General features: G+C 41.5%; 13 protein-coding genes. All 13 read right to left on the bottom strand.

The annotated features are described in order from the left end of the window. Positions 1-23: 23 nt before the first annotated feature. Positions 24-653, bottom strand: a complete 630-nt coding sequence (locus FXN70_RS04830) for a beta-ketoacyl synthase chain length factor (protein ID WP_324646344.1) — start codon at positions 651-653, stop codon at positions 24-26. Positions 654-808: 155 nt separating this feature from the next. Beyond that, the gene (gene der, locus FXN70_RS04825; RefSeq protein WP_324646343.1) at positions 809-2218 is read right to left on the bottom strand and encodes a ribosome biogenesis GTPase Der; all 1410 of its coding nucleotides are present in this window, start codon (positions 2216-2218) and stop codon (positions 809-811) included. Positions 2219-2221: 3 nt separating this feature from the next. After that, positions 2222-3367 carry an outer membrane protein assembly factor BamB gene (bamB, locus tag FXN70_RS04820; RefSeq protein ID WP_324646342.1) on the bottom strand — a complete coding sequence of 382 codons (1146 nt, stop codon included), beginning with the start codon at positions 3365-3367 and terminating at the stop codon, positions 2222-2224. 1 nt (position 3368) lies between these two features. Continuing rightward, complete coding sequence (locus FXN70_RS04815; RefSeq protein WP_324646341.1) at positions 3369-4070, bottom strand: YfgM family protein; 702 nt, start codon at positions 4068-4070, stop codon at positions 3369-3371. A gap of 31 nt (positions 4071-4101) precedes the next feature. Beyond that, positions 4102-5394, bottom strand: coding sequence for a histidine--tRNA ligase (gene hisS / locus FXN70_RS04810; RefSeq protein ID WP_324646340.1), 1293 nt, complete (start codon positions 5392-5394; stop codon positions 4102-4104). A gap of 3 nt (positions 5395-5397) precedes the next feature. Continuing rightward, positions 5398-6516, bottom strand: coding sequence for a flavodoxin-dependent (E)-4-hydroxy-3-methylbut-2-enyl-diphosphate synthase (gene ispG, locus FXN70_RS04805; RefSeq protein ID WP_324646339.1), 1119 nt, complete (start codon positions 6514-6516; stop codon positions 5398-5400). 22 nt (positions 6517-6538) lie between these two features. Beyond that, positions 6539-7330: a helix-turn-helix domain-containing protein gene (locus tag FXN70_RS04800; protein ID WP_324646338.1), complete on the bottom strand. Its 792-nt coding sequence runs from the start codon at positions 7328-7330 to the stop codon at positions 6539-6541. Continuing rightward, positions 7321-8181, bottom strand: coding sequence for a type IV pilus biogenesis/stability protein PilW (pilW, locus tag FXN70_RS04795; protein ID WP_420714365.1), 861 nt, complete (start codon positions 8179-8181; stop codon positions 7321-7323). Before pilW ends, FXN70_RS04800 begins: the two co-directional genes overlap by 10 nt. A gap of 27 nt (positions 8182-8208) precedes the next feature. Then, positions 8209-9444: a 23S rRNA (adenine(2503)-C(2))-methyltransferase RlmN gene (rlmN, locus tag FXN70_RS04790; protein ID WP_324646337.1), complete on the bottom strand. Its 1236-nt coding sequence runs from the start codon at positions 9442-9444 to the stop codon at positions 8209-8211. Between the two features lie 118 nt (positions 9445-9562). Next, positions 9563-9994, bottom strand: a complete 432-nt coding sequence (ndk, locus tag FXN70_RS04785) for a nucleoside-diphosphate kinase (RefSeq protein WP_324646336.1) — start codon at positions 9992-9994, stop codon at positions 9563-9565. A 107-nt stretch (positions 9995-10101) separates the two neighbouring features. After that, positions 10102-10302, bottom strand: coding sequence for a Fe-S cluster assembly protein IscX (gene iscX / locus FXN70_RS04780; protein WP_324625812.1), 201 nt, complete (start codon positions 10300-10302; stop codon positions 10102-10104). Positions 10303-10362: 60 nt separating this feature from the next. After that, positions 10363-10914: a phosphatase PAP2 family protein gene (locus FXN70_RS04775; RefSeq protein WP_324646335.1), complete on the bottom strand. Its 552-nt coding sequence runs from the start codon at positions 10912-10914 to the stop codon at positions 10363-10365. Between the two features lie 15 nt (positions 10915-10929). Further along, positions 10930-12192, bottom strand: a complete 1263-nt coding sequence (locus FXN70_RS04770) for a glycosyltransferase family 1 protein (RefSeq protein WP_324646334.1) — start codon at positions 12190-12192, stop codon at positions 10930-10932. Positions 12193-12247: the final 55 nt, after the last annotated feature.

The raw sequence follows: 12247 nt of genomic DNA, 5'->3' as shown, positions 1-12247 counted from the left end.
CAGCCGTTGTTTATTCTTCTTCACTAACACCGCTGCCACATCCCTAAAACATCTTGCATCTGTTCTGATTGCCAAAATGCTAAAAATTCCAATGCATCTTTTGCAGCAACGCAATGGCTTCGCTTAGATGCCAATTGTAAATCCATGATCAAATTAGGTGCGTCCAATGCCACGACAGCAGCCATTGAAAACGCCTCAAAGTCGTGCCCTTCCTTATACATATCAGGCAAAGGTGCATCATAATATACCACCAATGCTTTACCTAAATTTGGCTGAGTTTTTAAAAAGGCATATGCTTCCAACATCGCATCAGCCCAGCCCGCACTTAAACTGGTCGAGGGTGTCGCATCTTGAAATAAAATAGAATATAAGCCTGCAATCGCATTATGTACCGAAGTCGAAAACTGAGTAGGCGAAGGAGCATGCCCTTGTAAAATATCTTGTAAAATCCCAATGGTTTTTTGTTCGTCACCAAAACATGACACCCACACAATGTAGTCGACCTGATGTGTTTGAAGAGCTTGAACCGCACTATTAAGTGCTAATTTTGCTAAAGCAGAAAGACGGCGACGCTGTATTGCAGGTATTTGACTCAGGCACTGTAATTCAGAATTTAATCTCGTTGTATACAGTTGTTCTAGCCGTAAATACACTACACGCCTCCCAAAAAATAAAAAAGCAATTATATCTAAAAATACAAAAATATAATTAAATAAATTTTAAACCATTGATCGTGATCAATAAATAATCACTCTCGTTTACATATAAAAAAGAGCTACCCTAAGATAGCTCTTCGACCAAAAATCAATTAACGCTTATATTTCTTTTCGGCCTTTTTAAACTTCTGCACATAACGACGTTTACGTGCCGCAACACGCTCATCAATTTGGGTTTTACGCCCTTCGAATGGGTTTTCAGAGGTTTTAAAATCGATGCGAACAGGTGTACCTTCAAGCTTATACACGCGGCGGAACACATTTTCTAAATAACGACGATAATCCGCAGGGGTTTTATCGACTTTATTTCCATGGACAACGATGGTTGGCGGGTTCTGTCCACCCATATGCGCATAACGCATTTTAATACGGCGACCACCCACCATTGGTGGCTGATGTGCATCAGTTGCGTCACTCAAAATTTGAGTCAACTTCGCAGGTGACACTTTTAAGTTCGCAGACTCATAAGCACGGTGAATTGAAGGATAAAGCTCACCAACACCTGTACCATGTAAGGCTGAAATTAAATGAATTTTTGCCCAAGGAATGAAGTCAAAACGACGTTCTACATCTAACTTGCACTGCTTGCGGTCGTATTCAGTCATGTTGTCCCATTTGTTAATGGCAATAACCATGGCACGACCCGCTTCTAGCGCGTAACCAATTAAATGTAAATCTTGCTCAACAATTCCTTCGCGTGCATCAACGACCACAACCACAACATGTGCATCTTTCATCGCTTGTAAAGTTTTCACAATTGAGAATTTCTCAATCATTTCATCAACTTTACCTTTACGACGTACACCTGCGGTATCAATTAAAGTGTATTGACGACCATCACGTTCAAATGGAATATAAATTGAATCTCGGGTGGTCCCCGGTTGGTCAAATGCCACTACACGGTCTTCACCGAGCAATCGATTGACTAATGTTGATTTACCCACGTTTGGACGACCAATAATTGCCAAACGTAAGCCTGTATTTTTGTCATGCTCTTCAGGATTTTCATCCTCAGGCACATCTTTTAATACATCTTCAAGCATTTGCTGCACGCCACGACCGTGACTTGCAGCAACTTGCATAGGCTCACCCATGCCGAGTTTATAGAACTCAACTAAAGCAGCTTCAGCATGTACACCATCGACTTTGTTGGCAACCAAGTAAACTTTTTTACCTAAAGTACGTAATTCACGGGCAATCTGCTCATCGGATGCTAATAGTCCCGCACGTGCATCAACCACAAAGACGATGATATCAGCTTCATTGATGGCTGTTTTAGACTGCTCAGCCATATACGAATCAATACCACCTTCGTTCTCGCCAATACCACCCGTATCGACCACAATGAATGATTTGTTTTGATAAACCGCATCACCATATTTGCGGTCACGCGTTAGGCCCGCGAAGTCAGCAACAAGTGCATCACGACTTTTTGTGATTTGATTAAATAATGTTGATTTTCCAACATTCGGACGCCCAATCAGCGCAATAACGGGTTTCATAGATTAACGATTCTGCCAAACGCTTAACGCGCCTTTTTGAGTTGAAACATAAAGTTGATTGTCAATCACACGTAAAGAGCTTACTTGCCCTTTGGTGCTTGATCGACCAATTAAATCACCAGTATTTGGGTCAATTAAACTTAAGACACCATCAAAGTCGCCCACAACTAAGTCTGAACCTAGCAATACAGGGTTACTTAAATTACGACGTAAGAGTTTATCATTTTCCCATAATTTTTGACCGCTCATTAAATCATAAGCAATCACTTTACCATCCACTGTGGTAATAAAAACTTTGCTTTGAGTGACTTCAGGACGTTGATGACTACTTGCATCATCACTCCACACCACTTGTTGCTGTGCTAAATCCGTTACAGTTACTTGACCTTGATAACTGGTCGTAACCATAAACTGCCCCATCATGACAGGCGGATTAATATCATTCAAGCGCTGTACGTCGGAACGACCTTCTGCAACCGCAACACGGCGTTGTAAACGTGGTACACCACTCACAACATCAATGCCATAAACATACGCGTTTGCTGTCGCAATCAAGACATTATTTGGGTCAAGTTGAACAGGCGCTGCTTGTCCACGCAAACTAAATGGTACATTCGGTAAACGATAAGTCCATAGCTGCTGACCTGTAGCTTCGTCATGGGCATAGACATTACCATCGTTAGTCACGGTAATCACATGACCGATTTGGATATGCGAACGCGCAATAATAGAGCCAGATAGCTGCGCTGTCCATTTTACTTGACCTGTTGCTTGGTCAAGTGCAGTCAAAAGACCTTTTTGATTACCGACAACAGCAATGCCATCCGCAGCTTCAACACCTGCACTTAAACCATCTTTATTACTCATCTTTGTAGACCATAAGCGTTGTTTGCCTTTATAGGCCTCAACCACGCCTTTAGGGTCTGCAATAAAGAGTACACCTTGATCTACCGCAATTTGTAAGCGTAAATCATCATCTTTATTGGTCGCAGCTACACTCTGAGAAAACACAGGAACCAATTGTTTCGATTGCACAAGTTTAGGCAATGGTAACGGTTTTGTATCAACTTTTTCTTTATTTGACGAGCAACCAACCAATGCCGCAGCAACAATTGTTAGTGCAAACGGGAGTATAAATTTTTTATCCATTTTAAGACTCATCCACCTGTGTTTTCAAAATTGGGCGTTCAATATTTGGATCATCAACTAAAACACCAACACTTTCGAGTTTAATTTGTAAAATTTGTCGTTCTTGTTTACGTGCAATGGTTGCATCCCATGCACTTTGATAGGCTTTTTTGGCATTGGCAATATCATTTTTCGCAACAAAAATATCACCGCGCGCTTCATCTGCCGAGGCTTTAAATGCAGGAACAGTAACTAAAGCCAATGTTTTCAAAGCATCGTCATATTTCTTTTGTGCTGTTTGTACATAAGCCAAACGTAGGTTCACAAGCTGTAACAAACCTTCGTCATCAAGCTTAATATTTTGGACTTTCTTGAGCTCACGCTCGGCTGCAACATAATTACCCTGATCTGCTGCAACTTTAGCCATGACAAATTCAGCTTGCACCGCTTGAGCAGAATTCTGATCTTTTTTAATCACGGTGTCAGCTAAGGGCGCAAGCTGATTATAGGCTTTTGCATCACCTGTCATACTTTGCGCTTGTTCCATCATTTGTTGCACACGCGCTGTTTCATTTTGCGCACGGTGCAATTGTTTATTTTGCCAATAATTCCAACCAAAAAAAGCAATCAGTGCAATCAACACGCCACTGACAGCAGCAGAACCATATTTCTTGGTCAATGATTTAAAGTTATCTAACTGTTCATCGTCTGTAAGCGCAGTCATTGCATGATCCTTTATTCGGCTAATGTATCAATTATTGTGCAAAATATTGCGTTAAAAATGGCAATACATCTGCAATTGCCAAATTTTGTTGCTCAGCAGTTGCTAATGTTTTCACCGCCACTTGCTGATTTTCCCATTCACGCTCACCTAAAATAAGCGCAAAAACCGCGCCAGATTGATCGGCTTTTTTCATTTGGCTTTTTAAGCTGCCTTGTGAACCTGTTTTTAAACGCAGCTTTAAGCCTTGTTGTTCAAATTGGTCACGTAATTGCTCTGCCCAAACCAATGCCTTAGCTTGATACGCTGCATCAGCCAACAAGAATACTTCACAATCGCGCACAGCTTGTTGTTCCTCGACTTGCTCAAGCAACAACAATAAACGCTCCATACCCATTGCAAAGCCAACCGCAGGCACAGATTGGTCGGCTTTACCTTTTAACTGACCTACCAAACCATCATAACGACCACCCGCACAAACTGTGCCTTGTGAACCTAAATGTGTGGTTGTCCATTCAAAGACTGTTTTATTGTAATAATCTAAACCACGCACCAATTTTTGGTTAATCACAAAAGCAATACCAGCATCGTTCAAATACTGTTGTAATTGAGCAAAATGCTGCAAGCTGTCTTCTTTTAAGAAGTCATGCAACTTCGGCGCATGTTCTAAAATTTGCTGCGTACGTTCATTTTTAGAATCTAAAATACGCAGTGGATTGGTGCCTAAACGACGCTGTGAGTCTTCATCTAAATCATCTTTATGCTTGGTTAAAAACGCCACCAAAGCTTGACGATAGTCGTTACGCTCATCCATTTCACCCAAGGTGTTGAGTTCTAATTGAACTTTGTCCAACACACCCATGCGCTTCCATAAACGTGCGGTCATTAAAATCAGTTCTGCGTCAATATCAGGCGTTGCAACACCAAATGTTTCTACACCAAACTGGTGAAATTGACGATAACGACCTTTTTGCGGCTTTTCATAACGGAACATTGGCCCGATATACCAAACACGCGGTGCAGCGCCACGTAGCAAATTATGCTCAAGCATAGCACGCACACAACCTGCGGTACCTTCAGGACGCAAAGTCAAAGACTCAGGCGGATTACCTTTGTCCAAAAAGGTATACATTTCTTTTTCAACAATATCGGTCGCATCGCCAATTGCACGTTTGAACAAGCCAGTATGTTCAACGATTGGCAAACGAATTTGTTGATAGCCGTAAGCATCCATCAACGCAGATAGATGTTGTTCTAAACGTCTCCACGCAGGTGTTTGCGTTGGCAGAATGTCATTAAAACCTTTAATAGCAACAATTGAACTCATGACTTACTCAGAACTGGTACGAATAATTTCTTTAGCTTTCGCTTCTTCAATTTTTTGAACACGTTGACGAACCATCATTTCGATCTCATCGACCAACTGATGGGTTTCAATTAAGTGGCTTTTTTCACCATTTCGATACACCAATGAACGCGGACTTGCACCGACCACACCAATATCGGCTTCTTTGGCTTCACCCGGCCCATTGACTTTACAGCCAATGACAGATACATCCATCGGTGTACGTACATCTTCTAAACGTGCTTCTAAAGCTTGCATCACTTGAATGACGTTAAATTCTTGACGCGAACAACTTGGACAAGCAATAAAGTTAATGCCGTTTGAGCGCAAACCCAACGACTTTAAAATATCAAAGCCAATTTTCACTTCTTCTTCAGGCTCGGCAGCTAATGAAATACGCATGGTGTCACCAATGCCTTCCATTAATAAACCACCTAAAGCCACAGCAGATTTAATCGAACCTGTACGGTAAATGCCTGCCTCAGTCACGCCTAAATGCAACGGATTATCAATTTGTTGAGACAACAAACGATAAGCATCCATGGTTAAAAACACATTCGATGCTTTTACGCTGACTTTAAATTCGTGAAAATCTAAACGGTCTAGAATATCAATATGGCGCATGGCTGACTCAAGCAAAGCCTGCCCTGTTGGTTCGCCATATTTCTTTTGTAAATCTTTTTCAAGCGAACCTGCATTCACCCCAATCCGAATCGAAATGTCGTGATGGCGCGCCGCAGCAACCACTTCACGTACTTTTTGATCTGAACCAATATTACCTGGGTTAATTCGCAAACAATCTGCACCATAATCGGCAACTGCTAACGCAATTTTATGGTCAAAGTGAATATCTGCAACCAATGGCACAGTCACGCGTTTACGAATCGCACCAAAGGCTTCAGCAGCTTCCATGGTCGGTACCGAAACCCGCATAATGTCTGCACCTGCATCGGCACAACGCTGAATTTGTGCAACCGTTGCATCGACATCGCATGTTTCAGTGTTGGTCATACTTTGGATGCTAATTGGCGCATCGCCTCCCACATACACCGAACCCACACGAATTTTACGTGTTGGGCGACGTTTGATTGGATTTTCTATCATGACGGAGATCGACCTTAATCAATTAACGTGACAAACGGAAGTCTGCTTTGCCATTGACAGTATATGGCGAGAGCGAAATTGCTTCATTGTTTAAACTTAAAGATGCTACAGCATCCGCATCATCTAAACGAATTTGAAAAGGTGAAACACCTTTTAAATCAAGACTACTGTCTTGACGACCTGTTGCAAGCACTTTGCCTGTAGAATCAACAATTTTAACCGATGTTGGACGAGCAAACTTAACCACTAGCTCATCACCACTACTCGCTGCATTTTGGCCCACAGATACAACATCAACTGTCGACTGTGGCTGCGCTGTCGCTTGGGCTTGATGACGTTTTGCTGACCATTTTTGCACACCTGTTACAAGCAGCACCAAAACAACCGCCGCCAACAGTGCTAACACACCACGTTTTAACCACTTTTTATTACGACCACTATTTGAACCCGGAAGTTTCCCCATCATTCGAATTGGAGAATCTTTTAAAGCGTGATTCGGCAATAAGCCAGTATCGTTAGCGTAAATTTCATCAAAACGCTGAATAATTGCCGATGCATCCACGCCTAAAAGCTTCGCATAGGTACGATAATAACCTTTAATAAAGGTTGCTTCAGGTAATGCGGTATACTCATCTTTTTCGAGTGCTTCTAGTGTTTTCACAGGTAAACTTAATGCTTGTGATACGTCAGCCAACTCGCGTTTTTGATTAAGACGAATATGACGTAAATATTCACCTGGACGTTGAACATTGCCTAATGTATTAGGAGTTGTTGGGGTAACCGTCGATTGTTGTGAATTTGGATTTACTTCCATACCGCCTCAGTACTGTACTGTAATTGCAAATAATGTTGATATTCTTGGCTATCAGGGAATAATGCCCTTAATTGGTTCACCAAGACCTGCATGCTCATGTTATCACCATTTGCACGCATAATGCGAATACCGACCCATAGCCCACGCGCAGACTGATTTTTACTGCCTACAATACGAACATAATTGTCGTAAGCATCATTTGCAGAAGACTTGTCTTGGCGCAGGTAAAAAATTTCCGCTAACTCTAACATTGAAACACTTGAGCTTTGATTGACTTGCAGTGCCTGTTTGAATGTTTTTTCAGCATTCAACACATCACCAAGCTTCATATAGGCTTGTCCTAGATTTTCAAGCGCCATACCACGCTGCTCATAACCTAAGGTTGAACCCGCAATTCTTAACTGCTCAAGCGCATCATTATAGCGCCCCAATTGAAACAGGTAACGCCCATAATTGTTACGGGTTTGTGCGTCAGTTGGATCTAATGCCAACGCACGTTTAAAATAACTGTCCGCCTTTGCAACATTTTCAGGGCTACCTTCTTGTTGCAGCAAGATCCCCATCAGCATGTTGGCTTGAACATTACGACTATCTTGCTCAAACACTTCGTCCAAGGCACGTTTCGCCGCATCTAGCTCACCATTACGCAGATATTCTGCTGCAATTTGGGTGCGAATTTCAGCGGCTTTTTTCGGGTCTTTTTTAAACTTAGTCGGTTGCACACTCGCGTCAGGATAATTTTTCTGCTGATCTTTAGTCGTAATGGTTAAACCTTGACACGCCTGTAAACCAAAAACCATGATCCCGACACTCGCTAGCGCAGTGATATACTTTTTACTCTTCTTATTCACGCTAAAACCACCTCTAAGTGAGTCAAACTAACCCTGAGAACGCATAATCTCATTCTTCTCAGAAATTTTCTTTTGCCATTGTGCTGCACGGCGAGTACGATCCGCCACCTGCCCAACCAATTGCCCACACGCTGCATCAATATCATCACCACGCGTTTGACGAATCGTACAAACAAAACCTGCGTCAGACAATGTCTTTTGAAAGGCAATAATCCGATTTCGGCTTGAACGTCCGTAAGGTGCATGTGGAAATGGATTGAATGGAATTAAGTTAATTTTACTTGGTAAATTTTTCAACAATTTAATCATTTGTTGTGCATGTTCAGGATGATCATTCACCCCATCTAACATCACATATTCAATAGTCACGTGCTTACGTGAACTTTCATTACCATCTTTGGTGATATAACGTTGACAAGCAGCAATCAGTTGTTCTAATGGATATTTTTTATTAATTGGCACCAATTCATTACGCAATTCATCGTTTGGTGCATGCAAAGAAATCGCCAAAGCAACATCAATATCTTGTGCAAGTTGATCAATTTTTGGAACAACACCTGAAGTCGATAAAGTAACACGACGCTTCGACATACCATAGGCAAAGTCATCAAGCATAATGGTCATCGAACTTAAAACAGCATCATAATTCAGTAATGGCTCACCCATGCCCATCATCACCACGTTGGTGACTGAACGCTCACGCTCTGCAACAGGCACATCTTCCATATACGACTGATTGGCAACCCAAAGCTGCCCAATAATTTCAGCAGGCAATAAATCACGCTGAAAACCTTGTTTACCGGTTGAACAAAATGAACAATCAAGTGCACAACCCACTTGTGATGAAATACATAAGGTTTTACGTGAACCAGTTTTATCTTCGGCAGGAATAAGCACGGTTTCAACCAAAGAACCTGCACCATCACCAACACGAAATACCCATTTACGGGTTCCATCTTTAGAATAGTTACGATGCACCACTTCTGGTGCTTTAATTTCACATTTTGCTTCTAGTTTTTCTCTTAGTTTTCCTGAAATATTGGTCATTTCAGCAAAATCAGTCACAAAATACTGATGAATCCACTTCATCACTTGACCTGCACGGAACTTTTTTTCGCCCATTTTTTCAAAGAACTGTTCAAGTTCAACCCGTGACAAGCCTAGCAAATTTACTTTTTGCACAGACGTTGCAGGTTGTTGCAATGTGGCAGTGTTGTTCTGCTCATCCAAAACCAAAGACGAACCAACTGCTTCAATAGCCATATGTAATACCTAAACACGATTGAGGAGAAAAAAAGGACTGTTCAAGCAGTCAGGGAAATTTAAGGAATAAAAAAACCAGATAAGCAGTATAACACTTATCTGGTTTTAAGTATCTCGATTAACGAGTACGTGGGCAAACTTCTGTTTGAGCAAAGAAGTAAGACACTTCACGTGCAGCAGATTCTACAGAGTCAGAACCGTGAGCAGCATTTTCGTCGATGCTTACAGCAAAATCAGCACGGATTGTACCAGGAGCCGCGTCTTTAGGGTTTGTAGCGCCTAAAATTTCACGGTGAGCAAGTACAGCGTTTTCGCCTTCAAGTACAGATACAACTACTGGACCAGAAGTCATGAATGCAACTAGGTCAGCAAAGAAACCACGTTCTTTGTGCTCAGCATAGAAGCCTTCAGCTTCAGCTTGAGAAAGGTGTTTCATTTTAGTTGCAACAATTTTAAGGCCAGATTTTTCAAAACGGGCAAAAATGTCACCGATGTGGTTTTTAGCTACTGCGTCTGGTTTTACAATCGATAAAGTACGTTCAATCGCCATGATTAGGCTCCTTAACTCAAATATTAGAGATAAAATTTTGCCGCATTATACCCATGAATAGGGGAATAATCAGCACAAAATATGTAAAAGTTTAATTTTTTACAGTTTTAATTGGCTTCATCAATCCATGCCATTTGAATGGCTTCCAATAAACCTTCGGTCGACTTCTGCGGATCATCACCAAAATCGGGTAAAGCACACACCCACGCATGTAAATCGGTAAAGCGCACCCACTGCGGATCAACCTCTGGATGTGCTTCTAATAATTCAATTGCAATATCAATACTGTCTGACCAACGTAAAGCCATCTTTATTCCCTAACCATAACCAATGGGCTACTTTAACAAAAATTTGTATTTGGGTGCAGCTTAGAGTTGCAACGCATAGATTGGCGCTAACCATAAACTCAACCCTGCAATACATGCACCTAATGTTGCACCAATCAGTACATCACTTGGGTAATGTAGCCCCAGAACCATTCTTGACAACCCAACCAACAAGGTAAATGGCAGCATAAGAGTTAACAATAGTGGCTCAATTGCGCCTAAAATACAGCTAAACATGACTGCATGCTGGGTATGACCAGACGGAAAACTAAAATGATCTAATGGACGCTCACCCAAAATAATCACCTGATGAACCTGATACGGTCGCGGCCTAACCGTTTTATGTTTTAATAGTTTATAAACAGTTGTTGAAAATAGTGTTGTCATTAAAATATAGAGCACAGGCAAAATACTCTGCCATGCCTGCATAAATGCAGTGAGCAACAGCATTGCAACCCAAAACCAACCATCACCTAAGCGACTCACCCACTTAAAAAATAAACTGACTTTTGAAGATTGTGAAAAATGATTAAAATACAGACAAGCTTGTAAATCGAGCGCCAAAAATTTTATTTTTAAATTTTGCATATTCATACGCGCCTCTTCTATTTAAGTGAAACCGTAATGAAAGTGTTGCACAACACTTTGCAATGCTTGTTCAAATTGACGAATAGGGTGCTCCCAACCCACATGCTGTACCGACAATTGTGCTTGCACACCCATTTTATGCAATTGTGCCAAAGCAGGAAATTGCTCAAATTGCTGCTTAAATAAATCTGCCCGCTGCAAAGGAATTTTCCATCCTGTCTGCCCTTGTTCAATATATTGATGTGCACAAGCATAATCATAAGCCAGTACAGGCAAGCCACTTGCCATCGCTTCCAACACCACATTACCAAAAGTTTCTACTTGGCTTGCAAAGACAAATACATCAGCACTGGCATAAGCCTGTGCCAATGCCACACCTGTCAAAGCACCTGTAAAAATAATATTTTGCGCTACATCCAATGCTTGTAAACGCGCTCGATCAGGGCCGTCTCCAACAATGATTAATGCTAAATTTTCAGCACCCTGTTGCTTTTGTGCTAAGTAATTCGTAATGATTTGATCAATCTGCTTTTCGGGCGAAAGCCGTCCTACATACAACAACACTGTGGTTTGCTCATCCGCCCGCCATGATTCTCGCAATGCCTGAGAACGGAAATCCGCCGAAAAATGCTGCACATCTACCCCACGCCCCACAACAACCAAAGGACAATCTATGCCATATTGCTTTAAAGCATGAGCTGTATCATGATTTGGCACACACGTCAGCTGCGTTTGGTTATGAAACCAACGCAAATAATGCTGAATTGGCTTAACTAAAAAAGCCAAATCAAAAAAACGACTAAACTCATGAAATGGCGAATGAAATCCACTCGACAACGGGATATTCTCTAAATGCGCAATTTGCAAACCAAGTAAACCCAAAGGCCCTTCCGTGACCACATGAATCACATCTGGCTGAAAATCTTTAATTGCTTGACGGACTTTACTGTACTGTGGCACTCCAAATTGGAGATATGGATATTTTGGCAAACGCTGTGCAGCCACTAAGCATTGCTGCGTTGGGGTGAACTGATTGGAAATTTGGCTTTGTTCAGGGCGAATAAGTAAAATTTGATGCCCCTTATTTTGCAAGCCTTGGCACAAATACATCAGCGACTGTGCCACACCATTTAATTCAGGCGGCCATGTTTCGGTCACCATTGCAATTTTTAGTTTTTGATCAGATACACGTGGAAGTTGTATCGCATGCACATTATGAAATGATTTATGCTTCCATTCACTCCAAAACCATGACTGTCGCTTAAATACATTGCTCAGTGACATCAAAATCACCTAATATTTTGTTGTTATAACTGCATTTTAAATCTTATGTTTTGCA

The sequence above is a fragment of the Acinetobacter sp. MD2 genome (assembly GCF_035615575.1).
Taxonomy (GTDB): Bacteria; Pseudomonadota; Gammaproteobacteria; order Pseudomonadales; family Moraxellaceae; genus Acinetobacter.
The sequence above is the reverse complement of the archived record's forward strand: the minus strand, read 5'-3'. Positions and strand labels throughout refer to the sequence as shown.